The sequence below is a fragment of the Mycobacterium sp. 050128 genome (assembly GCF_036409155.1).
GTDB lineage: Bacteria > Actinomycetota > Actinomycetes > Mycobacteriales > Mycobacteriaceae > Mycobacterium.
On the sequence record NZ_JAZGLW010000001.1, the window covers coordinates 2,215,815 to 2,234,832 of the forward strand.

Annotated in this window: 20 protein-coding genes; 7 read left to right on the forward strand and 13 right to left on the reverse strand. The window is 66.0% G+C overall.

Translation table 11 applies throughout. The features are described from left to right. Position 1: 1 nt before the first annotated feature. From SKC41_RS10630 to SKC41_RS10675, 10 genes are all read right to left on the reverse strand, one after another. Positions 2 to 406 carry an HIT family protein gene (locus SKC41_RS10630; RefSeq protein WP_330977593.1) on the reverse strand — a complete coding sequence of 135 codons (405 nt, stop codon included), beginning with the start codon at positions 404 to 406 and terminating at the stop codon, positions 2 to 4. A 38-nt stretch (positions 407 to 444) separates the two neighbouring features. Then, positions 445 to 864, reverse strand: a complete 420-nt coding sequence (locus SKC41_RS10635) for a ketosteroid isomerase family protein (RefSeq protein ID WP_330977594.1) — start codon at positions 862 to 864, stop codon at positions 445 to 447. Positions 865 to 881: 17 nt separating this feature from the next. After that, on the reverse strand, positions 882 to 2,936 hold the full coding sequence (locus tag SKC41_RS10640) for an FAD-dependent oxidoreductase (protein WP_330977595.1): 2,055 nt from the start codon (positions 2,934 to 2,936) through the stop codon (positions 882 to 884). Between the two features lie 15 nt (positions 2,937 to 2,951). After that, positions 2,952 to 4,079, reverse strand: coding sequence for an NDMA-dependent alcohol dehydrogenase (locus SKC41_RS10645; protein ID WP_330977596.1), 1,128 nt, complete (start codon positions 4,077 to 4,079; stop codon positions 2,952 to 2,954). Between the two features lie 153 nt (positions 4,080 to 4,232). Continuing rightward, positions 4,233 to 4,787, reverse strand: coding sequence for a nuclear transport factor 2 family protein (locus tag SKC41_RS10650; RefSeq protein ID WP_330977597.1), 555 nt, complete (start codon positions 4,785 to 4,787; stop codon positions 4,233 to 4,235). Between the two features lie 3 nt (positions 4,788 to 4,790). Continuing rightward, complete coding sequence (locus tag SKC41_RS10655) at positions 4,791 to 4,997, reverse strand: ferredoxin (RefSeq protein WP_330977598.1); 207 nt, start codon at positions 4,995 to 4,997, stop codon at positions 4,791 to 4,793. Positions 4,998 to 5,006: 9 nt separating this feature from the next. Beyond that, positions 5,007 to 6,359 (reverse strand): cytochrome P450, encoded by a 1,353-nt coding sequence (locus tag SKC41_RS10660; RefSeq protein ID WP_330977599.1) that lies wholly within the window; start codon positions 6,357 to 6,359, stop codon positions 5,007 to 5,009. 54 nt (positions 6,360 to 6,413) lie between these two features. Continuing rightward, the gene (locus SKC41_RS10665) at positions 6,414 to 7,238 is read right to left on the reverse strand and encodes an SDR family oxidoreductase (RefSeq protein WP_330977600.1); all 825 of its coding nucleotides are present in this window, start codon (positions 7,236 to 7,238) and stop codon (positions 6,414 to 6,416) included. Beyond that, entirely contained in the window at positions 7,238 to 8,470 is a 1,233-nt protein-coding gene (locus SKC41_RS10670; RefSeq protein ID WP_330977601.1) for a cytochrome P450, read from the reverse strand. The genes SKC41_RS10665 and SKC41_RS10670 overlap by 1 nt, the downstream gene beginning before the upstream one ends. Next, entirely contained in the window at positions 8,471 to 9,106 is a 636-nt protein-coding gene (locus SKC41_RS10675) for a TetR family transcriptional regulator (RefSeq protein WP_442931585.1), read from the reverse strand. Between the two features lie 223 nt (positions 9,107 to 9,329). Here SKC41_RS10675 and SKC41_RS10680 point away from each other — a divergent pair, with 223 nt between their 5' ends. From SKC41_RS10680 to SKC41_RS10695, 4 genes are read left to right on the forward strand one after another with little or no spacing between them, the layout of a single operon-like run. Further along, positions 9,330 to 10,796, forward strand: a complete 1,467-nt coding sequence (locus tag SKC41_RS10680) for an aldehyde dehydrogenase (protein ID WP_330977602.1) — start codon at positions 9,330 to 9,332, stop codon at positions 10,794 to 10,796. 19 nt (positions 10,797 to 10,815) lie between these two features. Then, positions 10,816 to 11,565 (forward strand): SDR family oxidoreductase, encoded by a 750-nt coding sequence (locus tag SKC41_RS10685; protein WP_330977603.1) that lies wholly within the window; start codon positions 10,816 to 10,818, stop codon positions 11,563 to 11,565. After that, complete coding sequence (locus SKC41_RS10690) at positions 11,562 to 12,419, forward strand: NAD(P)-dependent oxidoreductase (RefSeq protein ID WP_330977604.1); 858 nt, start codon at positions 11,562 to 11,564, stop codon at positions 12,417 to 12,419. Before SKC41_RS10685 ends, SKC41_RS10690 begins: the two co-directional genes overlap by 4 nt. After that, positions 12,419 to 12,856, forward strand: coding sequence for a carboxymuconolactone decarboxylase family protein (locus SKC41_RS10695; protein ID WP_330977605.1), 438 nt, complete (start codon positions 12,419 to 12,421; stop codon positions 12,854 to 12,856). Before SKC41_RS10690 ends, SKC41_RS10695 begins: the two co-directional genes overlap by 1 nt. A 25-nt stretch (positions 12,857 to 12,881) precedes the next feature. On the opposite strand, the gene SKC41_RS10700 is transcribed toward SKC41_RS10695, so the two are convergent. Continuing rightward, positions 12,882 to 13,976 (reverse strand): aldo/keto reductase, encoded by a 1,095-nt coding sequence (locus tag SKC41_RS10700; protein ID WP_442931586.1) that lies wholly within the window; start codon positions 13,974 to 13,976, stop codon positions 12,882 to 12,884. A 72-nt stretch (positions 13,977 to 14,048) separates the two neighbouring features. Here SKC41_RS10700 and SKC41_RS10705 point away from each other — a divergent pair, with 72 nt between their 5' ends. Both SKC41_RS10705 and purD read left to right on the forward strand, forming a co-directional pair. Further along, on the forward strand, positions 14,049 to 14,456 hold the full coding sequence (locus SKC41_RS10705) for a MarR family winged helix-turn-helix transcriptional regulator (protein WP_330977607.1): 408 nt from the start codon (positions 14,049 to 14,051) through the stop codon (positions 14,454 to 14,456). 25 nt (positions 14,457 to 14,481) lie between these two features. Then, positions 14,482 to 15,750: a phosphoribosylamine--glycine ligase gene (gene purD / locus SKC41_RS10710; protein WP_330977608.1), complete on the forward strand. Its 1,269-nt coding sequence runs from the start codon at positions 14,482 to 14,484 to the stop codon at positions 15,748 to 15,750. Here the strand turns inward: purD and SKC41_RS10715 are convergent. Further along, positions 15,747 to 17,330, reverse strand: coding sequence for a gamma-glutamyltransferase family protein (locus SKC41_RS10715; protein WP_330977609.1), 1,584 nt, complete (start codon positions 17,328 to 17,330; stop codon positions 15,747 to 15,749). The genes purD and SKC41_RS10715 overlap by 4 nt on opposite strands. Before the next feature lie 79 nt (positions 17,331 to 17,409). Then, the gene (locus SKC41_RS10720; protein ID WP_330977610.1) at positions 17,410 to 18,324 is read right to left on the reverse strand and encodes an alpha/beta hydrolase-fold protein; all 915 of its coding nucleotides are present in this window, start codon (positions 18,322 to 18,324) and stop codon (positions 17,410 to 17,412) included. Between the two features lie 73 nt (positions 18,325 to 18,397). Here SKC41_RS10720 and SKC41_RS10725 point away from each other — a divergent pair, with 73 nt between their 5' ends. Then, on the forward strand, positions 18,398 to 19,015 hold the full coding sequence (locus SKC41_RS10725; RefSeq protein WP_442931587.1) for a TetR/AcrR family transcriptional regulator: 618 nt from the start codon (positions 18,398 to 18,400) through the stop codon (positions 19,013 to 19,015). The last annotated feature ends 3 nt before the right edge of the window (positions 19,016 to 19,018 follow it).

The window sequence follows — 19,018 nt, forward strand, 5'->3', positions numbered from 1 at the left end:
CCTAGGCCAGCTGCTCGAGCGCCGCCTTGATCCTGGCCTGCGCCTGATCGAGCGACTCCGGAGACGGATTGCGGTCGACGTTGGCGAAGCCGAAGTCGCTGAGGCTGCGGGTGGGAAAGACGTGAACATGCAGATGCGGCACTTCCAGCCCCGCAATGATCAGCCCGGCACGTTCGGCCCGGAAGGCCTTGCACACCGCCTTGCCGATCAGCTGGCTCACCGACATCACACGCGCGAACGCGGGACTGTCGACGTCCTGCCATTGATCGATCTCGGCGCGCGGCACCACCAGCGTGTGCCCCTGGGTCATCGGCTCAATCGTCAGGAATGCGACGACGTCGTCATCCTCATAGACGAATCGGCCGGGTAGTTCACGGTTGATGATCTTGGTGAAGATCGACGCCATGGCCCCCAGCATAGGTTCGACGATCCGACGCCGTTGCGTCAGTCCTGCTGGCCGAACTCCATCACGTCGAGGTTCCAGTAGCCGCGCATGTTGGTGATCAGCCCCGCCTCGTTGACCTTGTAGGTGAACACGCCGCGCACCTTGCTGGTCATGCCGCCCTCAAACTTGCTCTGCAGCACCAGAATATGAGCGATCTCGTCGGGCGAGCTGGACGGGAACGTTTCCTCGCAGGTAATGGTCAGCTGGTTCTGCGCGATGTTGTTGTCGAAGAACTCGCCGACGGCGGCCTTGCCGCGCACACCGGTGCCGTCGGGGTTGGTGACCGACTTGCCGATCGGGTCCTCGATGACCACATCGTCGGTCATCAGCGCCAGCCAGCCGTCGCGGTCTTTGCCTTGGGCGCAGCGCCACGACGACTGCGACGCGGTCAAGGCCGGGGATTGGGTGGTTTGGGTCATCGCTATCTCTCCTGTCGTTAGATCGCGCACGCGGCGCGTGCGCCCTCTTCGGTTGCCTTACGAATAAGCCCCAGACCGCTGCAATCGCCGGCAGCATGCACGTCGGCGCCGGGCAGGGCGGCCGTCACGCTGTCGAACAGTGCGGTGTCGGGTTCGACGGATCCGGCGATCACAACGCTGTCGGCGGGCAGTTCCCGAGTCGCCCCACCGACAGGCGTAAACATCACACCCTGAGTCGTGATGCGGTGGACGGCCGCGCGGATGTGCACGGTGACACCCAACCGGTCGAGTCGATCCATGTGTTCGGTCTTGCGCTTGTTACCCACTTCCGGCGCGATGTCCTTGCCGGACTCGAGGATTGACACCAGCCGGCCCCGGCTGGCCAGGAACTCGGCGAGCTCCAGGGCGACCAGGTCTCCGCCGATGACGACGACCCGCCGGCCCACCGGCATCCAGGCGCGGGTGGCAAGCCGGACGGCGGCCGGGCGCACCAGCCGCTGCCGCCAACCCGCCAGCAGCGAGGCGCCCAGCCGTTGCCAGGCCGGATCGGTGGCGTCAGCGTGGCCGCCGAGCAACTCACGCAATCCCGGCCCGGTATGCACGTGCGGCAGGTCGGCTCCCGGAATCGCCGGCACCGCGACGTGGCCGCCGGTGGCCACCACCACGGCGTCAGGCGCATGCGCGACGACATCGTCGGCCGAAACTGCATGGCCCAGATGCACTTTGGCGTTGGTAAGCCTGATCTCGTCGCGCAGATATCGCAGGAACGGCTGGTTCTCGGGGTGCAGTACGGACGCCCAGCGCAGCGCGCCGCCGAGTTGGCCGGCGCGTTCGAAAAGCGTGACGCGGTGGCCGCGTTCGGCGGCGACCCGGGCGGCCTCCAAACCTGCCGGCCCACCACCGATCACCACGACGCGCTTGGCGCGACCGGCGCGTGGCGCGGACAGTTCGCGTTCCTTGCCGGTGCGGGGGTTGACGGCGCAGTCGACCGAGAAGCGCTGTTCCATTGCGTCGATACAGTTTTCGCACGAGATGCATTTGCGGACGCGGTGCCAATGACCGGTTCGCAGTTTGCGGGGCAGGTCGGGGTCGGCAAGCAGTGGGCGCCCCATCGCGATGAAGTCCGCGCGTCCGCCGGCGAGGATCTGCTCGGCACGGAGGGGGTCGTGGATCCGGCCGACGGCGATCACCGGCACATCGACCACCTGCTTGACGGCCGCGGCGGCGCCGACGTTGAGCGCGTCGCCGTCGTCGGCGGCGTTGACCATGCCGGTGACGAGCCGGTCGATCACCCCGCCGCTGACGTGGAAGGCGTTGACGCCGGCGGCGACGAGTTCGGGTGCCATTCGGGCGGTTTCGTAGATCGGCCGCCCTCCGGCGACCCGCTCGTAACCGGAGATGCGCAGCGTGATCGGCAGCGCATCGCCCACCTCGGACCGAATGGCTGCCAGCGTCTCCAGCACCACCTGCAGCCGACCCCGTGCCGAGTCGCCCCGATAGTCGTCGGTTCGACGATTACGTTGTGGTGCAAGGAAAGAACCCAGCAGCATGTAGCCGTGTGCGGCGTGCAGTTCGATGCCGTCGTAGCCGGCCTCGGCGGCGCGGCGCACCGCCGCCTTGAACAAGTCGAAGATCTCGCCGAGTTGTCGCTTGCTGATCTCGCTGGACGGACGGCCGGTGAGATACGACGGGATCACCGACGGCCCCAACGATTCGACACCGAAGATCTCCGGACCCAGCCCGTCGGGCCCGGCGTGCACGATCTGCGGCTGGATCTTGGCGCCGTGTTCGTGCACGACGTCCACCAGTGCCCGATGGGCGCCCACCGCAGCGTCGGTGCCCAGATGCAAGCCACCGGGAGTCTCGGGATGGTGATGGTCGATCCCGGTGGCGCCCAATGTGATCAACCCGACCCCGCCGCGGGCACGCGCGGCGAAGTAGTCGCGGGTGCGCTCCGACGGCAGCCCGTCGCCGGTGCCGTACATCGTCTCCATCGGAGACATGACGACCCGGTTGCGCACCGTCATGGCGCCGATTCGCCCCGGCGCCAAGAGGTGCGGAAAGCTGGTCACCCAGGACCGGTCGGATTACCGGTCGGCGTCGGTGTACCGGATGACGCCGCGAATGTTCTTGCCGTCCAGCATGTCCTGGTAGCCCTCGTTGATCTGCTCGAGGCGGTACTGAGTGGTGACCATGTCGTCCAGGTTGAGCTTGCCGGCCTTGTACATCGACAGCAGCTGCGGGATGTCGTACTGCGGGTTACCGCCGCCGAAGATGGTGCCCTGCAGGTTCTTCTGCATCAGGGTCAGCATCGCCAAGTTCAGGTTCACGTTGTTGTCCAGCAGGCTGCCGATGGCGGTCAGCACGCAGGTGCCGCCCTTCTGGGTGATGTTCAGGTAGTTGTCGATGTCGGCGCCGTGCAGCTCGCCGACCGTGACGATTACCTTGTGAGCCATCAGGCCGTAGGTGACCTCGGCCATGCCCATCAGCGCGGCGTTGATGTCCGGGTAGACGTGGGTGGCACCGAACTTCAGTGCCTGATCGCGCTTCCATTCCACCGGGTCGATCGCGAAGATGTAGCGCGCGCCGGCGTTTACCGCACCTTGCAGCGCGGCCATGCCGACACCGCCGACGCCGACGATCGCGACGTCCTGCCCCGGGCGGATGTCGGCGGTGCGAACCGCCGAGCCGTAGCCGGTGGTGACGCCACAACCGACCAGGGCGGCCACCTCGAACGGCACCGACGGATCGATCTTCACCACCGAGGCGCGGTGCACGACCATGTACGGCGAGAAGGTGCCCAGCAGCGTCATCGGGAAGACGTTCTGGCCGCGGGCCTGGATGCGGAAGGTGCCGTCACTGACCGCCTCACCGCCGAGCAGGCCGGCGCCCAAGTCGCACAGGTTGCGCATGCCGGACTGGCAGGTCGGACACTGCCCACAGGATGGGATGAACGACAGCACCACGTGGTCGCCCGGGGCGATGTCCTCCACGCCGGGGCCGACTTCGGTGACGATGCCCGCACCCTCGTGGCCGCCGAGAACCGGGAAGCCCGCCATCGGGATGCCTCCGGTAACTAGATGATGATCCGAATGGCACATTCCGGCCGCTTCCATCTGGATCTTGACCTCGTGCGCTTTCGGGTCGCCGATCTCAATTTCCTCGATGGTCCACGGCTGGTTGAATTCCCAGATCAGTGCGCCTTTTGTCTTCATGAAGGACCTCCACTAACGTGCCCTGACCCGAGTGCCGGTGAAAGGGGCCGGCCGGGGCCGGATGGCAATTTAGAACGTGTTCTCATTCGCAGACCATTATGACGTGCATCACCGGGCTGTAAACAAGCGGGGGACCACCAACCGGTCGGGAGGTCACCAGATGGGAACAGGAGCCTGGCCGAGCGGGTAGTAACCGGGCAGCTTCTCGCCGGCCATGCTGCGCTCGATGCGCTTCTGCATCCCTTCGCTCAGGTCGCCGGATTCGATCAGCTTGCCGAACATGTACGCGACGTGACCGAAGTCGAAGAAGTCACGCTGCCACTCGATAAGCCCTTCGGCGTTCAGGCGGAACCAGCTGCCGCCGATGCCGTAGATCTCGTCCCGGGTGCCGTCGGTCTTGTTCACGATCTGCTTCCAGAAGCCGACGATCTCGCCCTGCTTCTCGTCGATGAGCACCTTCTGGTACTCGTAGACCCAGTTCTCCAGGCCCTCCATCTCCAGGCCGAGTGCGACATCGCGGATCTCGTCGACGCCCACGCACATCACGTCTTCCTTCGGGCCGATGTTCCAGCCGTAGGTCGCGTCCTTGGTGTAGAAGTCGGCCAACGGCTTCCAGTCGCCGGCCTTTTCGCAGTCCTTGTTGGTCTGCAGCCAGCGCTCGACCCATGCCTCGAGATCTGCGCGCGAGTGTGACGCTTGTGATGTCATGGATCAGTCTTCCTTTTCCTCAATGAATAGTGCTTGGGTTGGGCACATATCGACCGCGCGCCGGACTTCATCGCGGGCGTCTTCGGGCGGTTCGGGGTCGAGGATCTCGACCTTGCCCCGCCTGGGCACCTTGAAGTAATCCGGTGCCTCCAGCTCGCACATGGCGTGGCCCTGACACAAGTCCAGGTCGACTCCGATACGAAATGCCATGGCAGGCTCCTAGGCGGTGCGCTTGCGGTAACGGGCCTTGGCGGGCCGGGCCAGCTGGACGACCATCTTGGAGTGGTCGTTATGGTAGCTGTCGGCCGGCTGTGCCATCTCAAACTCGTACTCGCGCAACAGGACCGAGAAGATCGCCTTGATCTGCATCTGGGCGAACGCCGCGCCCACGCAGCGGTGCCGCCCGGCGCCGAACGGAATCCACGTCCACCGGTTGACGATGTCGGCCTGCTCGGGCTTGTTGTAGCGGTCGGGCTTGAACGCGTCCGGATCGGGGAAGTCCTCGGGAATCCGGTTGCTGATCGCGGGGGACGCGGCGACGAAGTCGCCCTTGTGGATCGGGAAACCTTCGACCTCGAATTCGCCTTGAGCCACCCGCATCAGGATGATCAGCGGCGGGTGCAGCCGCAGGGTCTCCTTGACCACATTGTCCAGCTTCGGAATCGACCGCAGCGCATGGAAACTCACTTCTTGACCGTCGGCGTAGAGCTCGTCGAGCTCGGTCAGCACCTCGGCGTAGGCGTCGGGATGGCGGATCAGCTCGATCAAGGTCCACGCCGAGGTCCCCGAGCTGGTGTGGTGCCCGGCGAACATCAGCGAGATGAACATGCCGGTGACCTCGTCGGCCGAGAAGCGCAGGTTGCCCTCTTCGTCGCGGATCGACACCAGCACGTCGAGCATGTCGCGGTCGCTTTTGTCCTTGGGCGGGTTCGCGATCCGCTGATCCATGATTTCCTGCACCAGTGCAACGAGTTTCACCCGCGCCTCATCGCGTAGCCGGAAGCTCTCGATCGGCAGGTACGGGTCGACGTAGCACAGCGGATCGGTGCCGCGCTCCAATTGGTGGTAGTACTCGGCGAACCGGTGGTCGAGCTGCTCACGGAACTTCAGCCCGATCAGGCAGGCGGTCGAGGTGTAGATGGTCAGCTCGGCGAAGAAGTCGAGCAGCTCGATCTCGCCCTCGTCGCCCCAGTTGGCGATCATCTTCTTGACTTCGCCCTCGATCGTGGCGGCGTGCCCCTTCATCTGCTCGCCGCGCAGCGCGGAGTTGTGCAGCATCTCCTTGCGTCGCTCCGGGCTGGCGTCGAACACCACGCCCTTGCCGAAGATCGGCGTCATGAACGGGTAGGCCTCGGCCTGGTCGAGATCCTCGTCGGCGGACCGGAAGAAGAACTCGTTGGCGCTCGCACCGGACAGCAGGATCACGTGCTTGTCGACCAGCTGGAACCAGCCGACGTCACCGCACTCCTCGCGGACGCGCTTCATCAAACCGATTGGGTCGGTACGGAATTCCTCAAGATGGCCGTGCTCTTCTGCGCCGCCGGAAACCCGGGGCACGATGGCGGTGGTCATATGCTCACTCCTCACCGGCGCGCGTGGCGCGCGCCGAATCGTCGTATCGCGAAGTCATGACGGCATCCCCTCTTCGCCCAGTGCGAGTTTCTGTCGGTCTTTGTTGTTGGCCAACGGGGCTTCGGGTTGAAGCTCCATGCTTGCGATGAATCCACCACGCGGTGTCTCGGCGACGAACGTGATGGCCCGTCCGAGGTCTGCCGCGCGCAGGAAGTAGTCGTGGCGGGCCTGGCCCCACTTGGCCCAGTCCTCCAGCGCGGGGCCGATCTTGTCGGCCGGGAGGCTCCATCCCATCGACGTCTTGGTCGGGCCCGGGTGCACGATCGAGGCGCGCACACCGGTGCCCTCGAGCTCCATCTGGAAGTTGGTGACCATGGCGACCAGTGCCGCCTTGGCCGCGCCGTAGGCGCCCATGTGCGGTCGCTGGCGCAGCGCCACATCGGAACCCACGAAGATGAGATCGCCGCGCTGCCGTTCGAGCATGCCCGGCAGCACGGCTGAGGCCAACCGGAAGGCGCCGACGAGGTGGATCTGCAGCTGCGACTCGAACTCGTCGCCTGCGATCTCGGCGAGCTTGCCGAAGTAGGTGTCGCCCGCGCCGGCGACCAGCACCTCGATGTCACCCAGCGCGTCGACCGATTGTGCGACAAAGGTTTTCACCGAGTTTGGGTCGGTGACATCAAGGTGGAATCCGACCGCCTCGCCGCCGTCGGCGTTGATCTTGCCGACGATGTCGTCGAGCTTCTCGACCCGGCGGGCACCCAGCGCGACCGGGAAGCCGTGCGCGGCGAGTTCGATCGCGGTGGCCTCTCCGATACCGGAGGAGGCGCCGGCCACGATCACCGGCCGACGTTCGGGAAGGGGGCCAAAGCGAGGCATCAGCGGATCTCCACGGTGATGGGTAGGTGAGCGAATCCGCGGACATTGCTGGAGTGGACGCGGACAGCGTTGGCCTCGTCGACTTGATATCCGCGGATTCGCTTGAACAACTCGGTGAGCGCTACGCGCGCTTCCATCCGGGCCAGGTGGGCGCCCAGGCAGAAGTGCGCGCCGCTACCGAAACTCATGAGCTTGGAGCCGATTTCACGTCCGATCAGGTAATCGTCGGGCTTGTCGAACACCCGCTCGTCGCGATGGGCTGAACCGGGCAGCAGCAGAACTACGTCCCCCTCGGGGATCGTGGTGTCGTAGAGGGTGAGCTCGCCCGCCACGGTACGGGCGAGGATCTGGCTGGACGTGTCGTAGCGCAGAGTCTCCTCGACCCACGGCGTCACCAGGTCGGCGTCGTCGTAGACTCCTGCCAGCTGGTCGGGGTTCTTGTATCCCCAAAACGCGGCGTTGGCAAGCAATTTGGTGGTGGTCTCGTTTCCGGCGATCACCATCAGGAACATGAAACCGAGCACTTCGTCGTCGGTGAGCCGGTCGCCGTCGATCTCCGCTTCCAGCAGCGCGGTGGTCAGATCGTCGGTCGGCTTGGTGCGCCGCTCGGCGACCATCTGCTGGTAGTAGACGATCAGGTTGATCGACGCCTCGACGGCCTCCGGCGGCACGTCGGTGACGCCCTCGTCGCGGTGCATCACGCCGTCGGCCCAGGCCCGGATCTGCACGCGGTCGGCTTCGGGTACGCCCATCAGCTCCGAGATCACATCCATCGGCAGCTTGCCCGCGAACTCGTCGACGAAATCGACAGTGGTGCCACCGGATGCTGAAGATGCCGCCGCCTCCAGCATCGTGTCGAGGTGCTTGACCGCGATTTCGGTGACCCGCGGTTCGAGTTCGCGAATGCGGCGCGGCGTGAAGCCCTTCGACACCAGCGTGCGCAGCCGTAGGTGGGCGGGATCGTCCATCGCGAGGAAGCTCATCGTCTTGCTGGCATGCGGGCCGCGCGAGGCCGGGTCCAGCGAGACGCCGTACTTGTTGGAAAGCGTTGTGCTGTTGCGGAATCCCTGCAGCACATCCTGATGCCGCGACAGTGCCCAGAACTTCAGTTCCTCGTTGCGGTACAGCGGCGCTTCGTCGCGCAGCCGCTTGTAGTACGGATACGGATCTTCGTGGAAGTCGTAGTCGTAGGGATCGAGGACCAACTCGTGGTCTCCAACATGGACGGTCATTTAAGTCCTTGTCTCCTGGCTCGTCTTCCCGGCGCCGGGCAGGATCAGACTGACTACATAGGCCAACCGGTCGGCGATCTGGTGATAGGTGAACTGGCCACTGGCGGCTTGTACCAGTGCGCCGAAGAACGTCATCTCGAGCGCGGACACCGTGCTGGCGTCGGCGCCGGGCCCGATGGCCGTCGCAATGCGACGGTGGATCTCCGCACCGATGCGGTCGCGCGCGGCGCCCACCGCGGGATCGGCGCCCCCGCCGAGTAGCGCGATGGTGCACGCCGCGCCGACCTCGGGTTCGTCGGCGACCACCAACGCCAGATGGCGCAACACCTTGTCCACCCGAACCGGCATGGGGTCGTTGACGTCCGTAAAGAACGGGACCTGTTGCACCAGGTCCAGATACACCTCGGCGATCAAGTGGTTTTTCGACGAGAAGTAGGTGTAAGCAGTGGCCGGAGCGACCTTGGCCCGGGCCGCGACGGCGCGCACCGTCAGGTCGGCGTACGACTTCTCGCGCAGGGTTTCGATGCCGGCCGCAAGCACCTTGCGGAAGGTCTCCTCTTGGCGGCGATTGCGCGGCGCCTGACCGGTTGACTGCTCGGCCTGGGCTGTGGCCGTAACCAGGGCATCGCTGGACACATGTCCAAGCTATCGGACAGAAGGCACGCGAAGCAAGCCTGCCGATTAAATACGCTGCTCAATGAGTATTTATGCTGCGGAGGACGCCGGTTTCGAGATCGGCTCTTGCACCGCCGATGGCCCGACGGCTATGGTGCCATGGGAGATTATCGGACAACTGTCCATTCGAATGGGCGTATCGATTTCGTCCCTTGGAATTGCCATGCATAGACGGGAGCGAGAGATGGCCTTGTTGGCCGACGGCGTCAGTGAACTCTTCATCGACGGCAAGATGTCGCCCGGCGCTGCCGGTACCTTCCCCACGATCAATCCGGCGACGGAGGAAGTGCTGGGAGTCGCGGCCGACGCCGACGCCGACGATATGAGCCGCGCGATCGATGCCGCGCGCCGCGCCTTCGACGAGACGGACTGGTCACGCAACACCGAACTGCGGGTGCGGTGTGTGCGCCAGCTGCGCGAGGCGATGCTGCAGCATCTCGAAGAGCTGCGCGACATGACCATCGCCGAGGTCGGCGCGCCCCGGATGCTCACCGGGATCGCTCAGCTCGAAGTCCCGGTCAACGACCTGGCGTTCGCGGCCGATACCGCCGAATCCTACGAGTACAACCAGGATCTCGGCGAGGCCAAGCCGATGGGTATCCCCACCCGGCGCACCATCGCCCGTGAGGCCGTCGGTGTCGTCGGTGCCATCACGCCGTGGAACTTTCCTCACCAGATCAACCTCGCCAAGATCGGGCCGGCCCTGGCGGCCGGCAACACCGTCGTCCTGAAGCCGGCTCCTGACACTCCCTGGTGTGCCGCCGTGCTGGGCGAGCTGATCGCCGAGCACACCGACTTTCCTCCCGGTGTGATCAACATCGTCACCTCCAGTGACCACAGTGTGGGTGCCATGTTGTCCAAAGACCCTCGGGTGGACATGGTTTCGTTCACCGGATCGACGGCCACCGGCCGCGCCGTGATGGCCGACGGCGCCGCGACCATCAAGAGGGTCTTCCTCGAACTGGGCGGCAAGTCGGCGTTCATCGTCCTCGACGACGCCGACCTGGCCGGCGCGGTGGGCGTGGCGGGCTTCTCGGTGTGCATGCACGCCGGGCAGGGCTGCGCGATCACCACCCGGCTGGTGGTACCGCGGGCCAAGTACGACGAAGCCGTCTCCATCGCGGCGGCGACGATGGGCGGCATCAAGGCCGGCGATCCCACCGACCCCGGAACCATCTGCGGCCCAGTGATTTCCGCGCGCCAGCGCGATCGGATCCAGGGCTACCTCGACTCGGCGATCGCCGAGGGCGGGACGTTCGCCTGCGGAGGCGGCCGGCCGGCCGACCGCGAGGTCGGTTTCTTCATCGAGCCCACCCTGATCGCCGGACTGGGCAACGACGCACGCGTCGCACGCGAGGAGATCTTTGGACCGGTCCTGACGGTGATACCGCACGACGGCGACGACGACGCCGTGCGCATCGCCAACGACTCGGCATACGGGTTGTCGGGCACCGTGTTCGGCACCGACCCGGAGCGGGCCGCCCGGGCCGCCGCGCGGGTGCGCGCCGGAACCATCAATGTCAATGGCGGCGTGTGGTATTCGGCGGATGCCCCGTTCGGTGGGTACAAGCAATCCGGAAACGGCCGCGAGATGGGCCTGGCCGGGTTCGAGGAGTACTTGGAAACCAAGACCATTGCGACAGCGGTTTAACCAGAGGAGCTTGAAGCACATGCGATTTGAAAACAAGGTCGCCATCGTCACCGGGTCGGGCGGTGGTATCGGCCAGGCGTATGTCGAGGCGCTGGCCCGTGAGGGAGCGGCCGTGGTCGTTGCGGATATCAACGTGGCGGGTGCCGAGAAGGTGGCCGACGGGATTGTGGGTGAGGGCGGTACCGCGCTTGCCCTGCAAGTCGATGTGTCGGATCCGGCGTCGGCCAAGGAGATGGCCGACCGCACGCTGGCCGAGTTCGGCGGTATCGACTACCTGGTGAACAACGCGGCGATCTTCGGCGGCATGAAGCTCGACTTCCTGATCACCGTCGACCCGGAATACTACAAGAAGTTCATGAGCGTGAACCTCGACGGTGCGCTGTGGTGCACCCGCGCGGTGTACAAGAAGATGGCCAAACGTGGCGGCGGAGCAATCGTCAACCAGTCGTCCACCGCAGCCTGGCTGTACTCGAACTTCTACGGGTTGGCCAAGGTCGGGATCAACGGGCTCACCCAGCAACTGGCCACCGAACTCGGGGGTCAGAACATTCGGATCAACGCCATTGCGCCGGGCCCGATCGATACCGAGGCCAACCGGTCCACCACGCCGCAGGAGATGGTCGCCGACATCGTCAAGGGAATTCCCTTGTCGCGCATGGGACAGCCCGAGGACCTCGTCGGCATGTGCCTGTTCCTGCTGTCCGACGAGGCGTCCTGGATCACCGGGCAGATCTTCAACGTCGACGGCGGACAGATCTTCCGGTCATGACCGAACATGTGAAGCTCGGGTACATCGGGTTGGGCAATATGGGCGCCCCGATGGCCACGAAGATGACCGAATGGCCGGGCGGGGTAACGGTTTACGACATTCGCAGCGAGGCGATGACGCCGCTGATCGAAAAGGGCGCCGGCATCGCCGACAGCGTCGCCGACGTTGCTGTCGCCGACATCGTCCACATCACCGTGCTCAACGACGACCAGGTGCGTGAGGTCGTGGCGGAGTTGGCCGCACACGCCAAGCCCGGCACCGTCATTGCGATCCACTCGACGATCAGCGACACCACCGCCGTCGAGCTGGCGGCCGAGCTCAAACCGCACGGCATCCATGTTGTCGACGCGCCCGTCAGCGGCGGGGCCGCCGCGGCGGCCAAGGGCGAACTCGCCACGATGGTGGGCGCCGAGCGCGAGGTGTACGAGCGGATCAAGCCGGCATTCAAGCACTGGGCGGCTGTCGTCATCCACGCCGGCGATCCCGGTGCGGGCACCCGAATGAAGCTGGCGCGCAACATGTTGACGTTCACCTCGTACGTCGCGGCGTGCGAGGCGATGAAACTCGCCGAGGCGGCAGGCCTGGATCTGCAGGCACTGGGCCGGGTGGTGCGCCACACCGACGCACTCACCAGCGGGCCGGGAGCGATCATGGTGCGCGAAGACATGAAAGACCTTGAGCCGGGCAACTTCCTGTACGAGCCTTTCCTGCACACCCGCGGGCTCGGTGAGAAGGACCTGAGCCTGGCGCTCGCCCTGGGCGAGGCCGTATCGGTTGACCTGCCGCTTGCTCAACTGGCGTACCAGCGCCTGGCCGCCGGCCTTGGGGTACCGCACACAGAGAAAGAGGCGTAATGGACGAGCTGCGCAGCAAGGGCCTCGAAAAAATGAACGAGGTCTACGGCTGGGAGATGCCCAACATCGAGGGCGACCCGTACTTCGACCTGACCGTCGACCATCTCTTCGGCAGCATCTGGACGCGGCCGGGGTTGTCGATGCGCGACAAGCGCCTGATGACGCTGACGGCGGTCACCGCGATCGGGAACCGCGACCTGGCCGAGATCCAGATCAACGCAGCACTTCTCAACGGCGAACTCAGCGAGACCGAGCTGAAGGAGATGGCTGTCTTCCTCACTCACTATCTCGGGTTCCCGCTGGGATCGGCACTCAACGGCGCCGTCGATGCCGTCGTGGCCAAGCGCAAGAAGGCCGCGGCCAAGGGCGCCGGCGAGGACAAGAAGGCCAATGTCGAGGGTGCGCTGAAGATGCACTCGGGAAAGAACGACGGCTAGGACTGCTCGCCGTCTGAATCCGCGGTCAGTAGGGCTGGCCGCCTTCGGGCATCACGTAATCCGAGGGCGCTCCGAAGACACCGTTGATCGTGGTGCCGCCATTGATCATTCCCGCGGCCATGTCCAGCATGCTCTGGGGGAAGCCGAGACTCGGCTTGGTCAGCTTGTCGAGCCGGGCCAGTTCCTCGGCGGACAGGTGCACGTCGACCGCGCGGACGTTGTCGTCGAGCTGTGCGAGCCGGCGTGCCCCGATGATGATCGACGAGACCGCGGTCTGTGCATGCACCCACGCCAGCGCCACGGCGGCAACGTTCGTCTGGTGCGCTTTGGCGATGACCTCGAGTTCGTCGATGACCGCGTAGGTCCGCTCGGTGAGCGAGCTCGCGACCAGCGCGCCACGATCGGCGTTGTGCTGACCGGCATTTCGTCGGGTGTACTTGCCGCTGAGTACACCGCTCTTCAGCGGCGACCACGGTGTGATGCCGAGGCCGAATTCGCTGGCCATCGGAACCAGCTCCCGCTCGACGGTGCGTTCGAGCAGCGAGTACTCGATCTGCAGGCCGATGAAGGACGACCAGCCGCGGAACCGGGCGATCAGGTTGGCCTCGACGATCTTCCACGCCGGGGTGTCCGACACGCCGATGTAGCGAACCTTGCCGGCCGTAACGAGGTCGTCGAGAGCCGCCATCGTCTCCTCGATCGGAGTGTTCTTGTCCCACATGTGCAGCCAGTACAGGTCGATGTAGTCGGTTTGCAGCCGCCGCAAAGAGTTCTCGCAGGCGCTGATCAGCGATTTGCGGCCCGCGCCACCACCATTGGGGTCACCCGGGTACAGATTGCCGCTGAACTTCGTCGCGATCACCAGGCGATCGCGCCGCGCTGCGTGGCGTCCGACGTGGTCGCCGATGATCTTTTCGGAGTGGCTGCGGGTGTAGAAGTTGGCGGTGTCGATGAAGTTGCCGCCGAGCTCGGTGTAGCGATCGATGATCTGCTGCGACTCTTCCACGCTGGTGCCCCAGCCGAGGTCTTCGCCGAACGTCATCGCGCCCAGGCACAGGGGGCTGACGCGCAGGCCGGACCGTCCCAGTGTCACGTATTGATCCAGAGGCATGATGGCCACTCCTGGTAGATTGTTCGGATATGAGGTTGTTCATTACTAAACTAGTTCGCTGCTGAACGATCTGGCAAGTCGATGTCTGCGGTTGATGCGGCCAAGATCTGGTCACTGAACTATCGGGTACTGCTCTCGGTCATATCGTGCGCCGAGGCCGACATCTGCGCGCTGGGGCTCGAGTCCAAAGAGCTGTTCCTGCTCGCCGAGATCGACGAGCATCCCTACCCGGCCGAGTTGGCCGCGGCGTTGAGCATGCCCAAGGCGACGGTGACGTTGTATCTGAAGCGACTCGAAGCCGCCGGCTTCGTGCGCCGCGAGATCGACCCGGCGGATTTGCGCCGCCATCGGTTGCAGCCGACCCCGGCCGGGCGCCAAGCTGCCGCGAATGGGCTGGCGCTGCTGTCCGCCGAGTTCGACAAGCGCCTTGGACGTCTGACGGCAGCGCAGCAAAAGGACCTCAAGAACCTGCTCGAGAAGATCCTGTAACGCCGTGCCGCTAGTCTGACCTGTCGTGCGCGTTCTGGTGATCGGCTCCGGTGCCCGGGAACATGCCCTGCTGCTGGCTCTCAGTAGAGATCCGCAGGTCACGGGGCTAGCCATTGCTCCCGGCAACGCCGGCACCGGCAGGTTGGCCGAGCAACACGACGTCGACATCACCTCCGGCGCGGGCGTCGTCGCGCTGGCCCGCGAGGTCCGGGCCGACCTTGTCGTCATCGGCCCCGAAGTCCCGTTGGTGCTCGGGGTCGCCGATGCCGTACGCGCCGCGGGTATCGCGTGCTTCGGGCCCGGCAAGGACGCCGCTCGCATCGAGGGATCCAAGGCCTTCGCCAAGGAGGTCATGGCGGCCGCCGGGGTGCCGACCGCTTCGAGCGAAATCGTGGACAATCCGGCGCATTTGGATGCGGCCCTCGGTCGCTTCGGGCCGCCGGCGGGTGAGCCGGCCTGGGTGGTCAAGGACGATTCCCTGGCGGCCGGTAAGGGCGTCGTAGTCACGCCTGATCGCGACGCCGCCCGCGCCCATGGCGCGAGCTTGCTCGAGTCCGGTCATCCCGTGTTGCTGGAGTCCTTCCTCGACGGGCCCGAGGTTTCGTTGTTCTGTGTGGTCGACGGCGAGACGGTGGTGCCGCTGCTGCCGGCACAGGATTTCAAGCGGGTGGGCAACGGTGACGCGGGCCCGAACACCGGTGGCATGGGCGCCTACGCGCCGTTGCCGTGGCTGCCCGCCGATGTGTGCCGCGACATCGTCAGCGGGATCGTCGAACCCGTTGCCGCCGAGATGGTTCGGCGTGGGTGCCCATTCTCTGGATTGCTCTATGTAGGCCTCGCGATCACCGCGAAGGGGCCCGCGGTGGTCGAATTCAATTGCCGCTTCGGCGATCCGGAGACCCAAGCCGTGCTGGCCCTGCTGGAGTCTCCGCTCGGACAGCTACTGCACGCCGCCAGTACCGGCGCGCTGGCCGGCTTCGGCGAGTTGCGCTGGCGAGACGGTGCGGCCGTGACCGTGGTGCTGGCCGCCGAAAACTATCCCGGGCGCCCGCGGGTCGGCGACGTCATCGCCGGATCCGAAGCCGACGGCGTGCTCCACGCCGGGACAGCGCGGCGCGACGACGGCGCGATCGTCTCGTCGGGCGGACGCGTGCTGTCCGTGGTGGGCACCGGCGCCGATCTGACCGGTGCGCGGGCGCACGCGTACCGGATTCTCGACTCAATTCGGCTGCCGGGCAGCCACTTCCGCACTGATATCGGATTGTTGGCCCAAGAAGGAAAAATCCACGTTTAGAACGCCGCTGCCTGCCCGTCCCGGCGCGGATCGCTGGCGGCGAGATACCCGTCGTCGAGGCGCCAGATCGCCTGGCAGCTGCCGAATGCGTTGTAGTCGTCCACGGTGAGCAAGTCGTGCCCGCGCCGGCGCAGCTCGTCGAGCGTCGACGGTGGGAAGCCCTGCTCGCAGCTGACCTGCATGCCCTGCACCCAGCGGAACCGCGGGCCGTCGCAGGCCGCTTGCGGATTCTGGCCGTAGTCGGCGATGCGGACCAACACCTGCACGTGGCCCTGGGGTTGCATCGGACCGCCCATCACCCCGAAGCTCATCACCGGGGCGCCGTCCTTGGTGACAAAGCCCGGAATGATCGTCTGGTAAGGCCGCTTGTTCGGCCCGACTTGGTTCGGATGTCCTTGATTCGCAACGAAACCCGCTCCGCGGTTCTGCAGTGAGATTCCCGTGCCCGGCACCACCACGCCGGAGCCGAACCCCAGGTAGTTCGACTGGATCATCGACACCATCACGCCCGATGCGTCGGCCGCGGTGAGATAGACGGTGCCCCCCGCCGGGGTGCCCGCCGATGCGGGTTTGGCCCGATTGCGGTCGATCAGCGCGGCCCGCTGCTTCAGGTACTCGGTGTCCAGCAGGTCCTCGGGGCGCACCGCCATGTGGTCGATATCGGAGACGTAGGCTTGCGCGTCGGCGAAGGCCAGCTTGAGCGCTTCTATTTGCAGGTGCACGCTGTCCGCGGAATCCACTGGCAGCGAGGACATCTCGAAGTACTGAAGGATTCCCAGCGCGATCAACGCCACGATGCCTTGGCCGTTGGGCGGTATCTCGTGGACGGTGTAGCCGCGGTACGTTCCGCTGACCGTGCCCACCCAATCCGCCCGGTGGGCGGCGAGATCGCTGGCCCGCAATGCACCCCCGTTCGCCGTCGCGTGCGCTTCGAGTTGGGCCGCCAGGTTGCCGCGATAGAACGCCTCCCCGTTGGTGGCGGCGATCTTTTCGAGAGTGGCAGCGTGCTCGGGAAGCCGTACGCGCTCGCCGGGTTTCGGTGCCCGCCCGTCGGGCATAAACGCCGCGGCGAAGCCCGGCTGCGATTCGAACAGCGGCACCTGTGCGGCCCATTGCTCCGCGATCGTGGGTGAGACCGGAAAGCCGTTGCGGCCGTAGGAGATCGCCGGCTCGAAGAGGCGCTCGAAGGGGAGTCTGCCGAACTTGGTGTGCAACTCGACCCAAGCCGACACCGCTCCCGGCACGGTCACCGAATTCCAGCCCACCAGGGGAACACCGTTGCCGCCGAAGTACTCCGGTGTCCACGCCGCCGGCGAGCGGCCGGAAGCGTTCAGTCCGTGTAGCCGCTCGCCGTCCCAGACGATGGCGAAGGCATCCGAGCCGATGCCGTTGGACACCGGCTCCACCACGGTCAGCGCGATCGCGGTGGCAACGGCCGCGTCGGCGGCAGTGCCGCCCTCGGCGAGCATCCGAAGACCCGCTTGGGCGGCAAGCGGTTGCGAGGTGCACACGACGTTCCCTCCCAGAACGGGCTTGCGTGGCCAGGCGTATGGGAGGTTCCAGTCGAACGGCGTGCTCACCCACGCGAGCGTAACGCCACGGGGAATTTCGGAGCGATATTGCAGCGTGCGGTAACGCTCGCGACCGAAGGCGGGCGTCCTACCCCGTCAGTAGCGGTGCCAGCCAGGTCAGTTCGGCCGGCAGCTGCGAGCTCCAGAACGCGGGGTTGTGCCCGCCGGGCGAGAAACCGCCCGCGGGCGGATTCGGCAGCTGGGCGATGAACTGCTTGGTCGCGTCGTAGAACGGATCACTGTCGCCGCAGTCGATCCGGATCGGAATGGAAGCCAGCGCGGGCATTCCGAACACCGAATTCGCCGCGAAGTCGTCGGGACCGTCGAAAGCGCCGGGCGCGGCCGCACCGGAGGACATCCACAGCGCCGGGCTCACCGCGCAGATCGCCGCGGTGCGCGCGGGGCCGAGCCGGCCGCCGAGCAGCAGTGCGCCGTAGCCACCCATCGACCAGCCCAGGAATGCCACCCGCGAGGTGTCCAGCCGCTGGCTGTCCAGCATCGGAATCAGCTCGCTCAGCACCATCGCACCGGAGTCTTCGCCCGACGACCGCTTGTGCCAATAGCCGCCGCCACCGTCGACGGCGACGACCGCGAACGGCGGTAGCCCCGCATTGACGGCCTGGGCCAGACCCTGCTCGACACCGCCGGCCATCACCGTGGCCGCGTCACTGCCCTTGCCGTGCAGCGCGATAACCGGACGCAGTGCCTTGGTCTGTCCCGGTGGCCGGGCGATCGCCCAGTTGGTCGATATCCCGCCACGCGCCGCGGAGGTGAAAGCACCCGTTGTCATCGTCGGCGCCGGGTCCCCGGGAGGAGCCGGTTCCAGCGGCGCGGTCGGCGGTGCCAACGGAACCTGCGTGCTGGCGCTCGAAACCGGGATGCTGCGAGTTGTTCTGGTGTGTAATAGGTTGTCGAGCGCAAACGCGCCCGCTGCTCCTATGGCCGCGCTGGCACCAAGACTGAGCACCGCGCGACGGCTCAAGTCGGGCATGCGGGCCATCATGCCATGTCGGTCTGGCGGGCCGTTTAGCGGAAATGGCAATGCAGTACCACTTTGGCTGGCACGATGGCTAGTCGTGACTGCAGCGGTTACTCCGAAAGGAGAACGTCGACGGTATGCGCTGGTGAGCGCTGCCGCCGAGCTGCTTGCCGAGGGCGGGTTCGAAGCGGTGCGGCACCGAGCGGTCGCACAGCGTGCCGGCCTGCCCTTGGCGTCCACTACTTATTACTTCTCGTCCCTGGACGATTTGATCGCGCGCGCGGTCGAACACATCGCGATGATCGAGGTTGCGCAGCTGCGAGCGCGGGTCAACGCGTTGTCCCGCCGGCGCCGGGGGCCCGAGACCACCGCCGAGGTACTGGTCGACCTACTGGTGGGTGACCTCTCCGATCAGACCCTCGTCGAGCAGCTGATTTCGCGATACGAACGCAACATCGCCTGCACCCGCCTGACCGCGTTGCGCGAAACCATGCGCCGCAGCCTGCGTCAGCGCGCCGATGCGGTCGCCGAGGCGATCGAGCGGTCCGGGCGAGCCGTGCGTATCGGGCTGATCTGCACCCTGATCTGCGCGGTCGACGGCTCGGTGGTCTCCGCGCTGGTCGAGGGGCGCGATCCGCGTACCGCTGCAATGGGCACGGTGATCGACATCATCGACGTGCTCGCACCCATCGACGAGCGACCGGTGCGGATCTGACGT

Excerpts from the sequence above, each read along its gene's own strand:
- SKC41_RS10645 (WP_330977596.1), bottom strand. The coding sequence starts at position 4,079 with ATGAAGACAAAAGGCGCACTGATCTGGGAATTCAACCAGCCGTGGACC.
- SKC41_RS10660 (WP_330977599.1), bottom strand. The coding sequence starts at position 6,359 with ATGACCACCGCCATCGTGCCCCGGGTTTCCGGCGGCGCAGAAGAGCAC.
- SKC41_RS10685 (WP_330977603.1), top strand. The coding sequence starts at position 10,816 with ATGCGATTTGAAAACAAGGTCGCCATCGTCACCGGGTCGGGCGGTGGT.
- SKC41_RS10670 (WP_330977601.1), bottom strand. The coding sequence starts at position 8,470 with ATGACCGTCCATGTTGGAGACCACGAGTTGGTCCTCGATCCCTACGAC.
- SKC41_RS10720 (WP_330977610.1), bottom strand. The coding sequence starts at position 18,324 with ATGATGGCCCGCATGCCCGACTTGAGCCGTCGCGCGGTGCTCAGTCTT.
- SKC41_RS10695 (WP_330977605.1), top strand. The coding sequence starts at position 12,419 with ATGGACGAGCTGCGCAGCAAGGGCCTCGAAAAAATGAACGAGGTCTAC.
- SKC41_RS10630 (WP_330977593.1), bottom strand. The coding sequence starts at position 406 with ATGGCGTCGATCTTCACCAAGATCATCAACCGTGAACTACCCGGCCGA.
- SKC41_RS10635 (WP_330977594.1), bottom strand. The coding sequence starts at position 864 with ATGACCCAAACCACCCAATCCCCGGCCTTGACCGCGTCGCAGTCGTCG.
- SKC41_RS10665 (WP_330977600.1), bottom strand. The coding sequence starts at position 7,238 with ATGCCTCGCTTTGGCCCCCTTCCCGAACGTCGGCCGGTGATCGTGGCC.
- SKC41_RS10705 (WP_330977607.1), top strand. The coding sequence starts at position 14,049 with ATGTCTGCGGTTGATGCGGCCAAGATCTGGTCACTGAACTATCGGGTA.
- SKC41_RS10680 (WP_330977602.1), top strand. The coding sequence starts at position 9,330 with ATGGCCTTGTTGGCCGACGGCGTCAGTGAACTCTTCATCGACGGCAAG.
- SKC41_RS10690 (WP_330977604.1), top strand. The coding sequence starts at position 11,562 with ATGACCGAACATGTGAAGCTCGGGTACATCGGGTTGGGCAATATGGGC.
- SKC41_RS10650 (WP_330977597.1), bottom strand. The coding sequence starts at position 4,787 with ATGACATCACAAGCGTCACACTCGCGCGCAGATCTCGAGGCATGGGTC.
- SKC41_RS10655 (WP_330977598.1), bottom strand. The coding sequence starts at position 4,997 with ATGGCATTTCGTATCGGAGTCGACCTGGACTTGTGTCAGGGCCACGCC.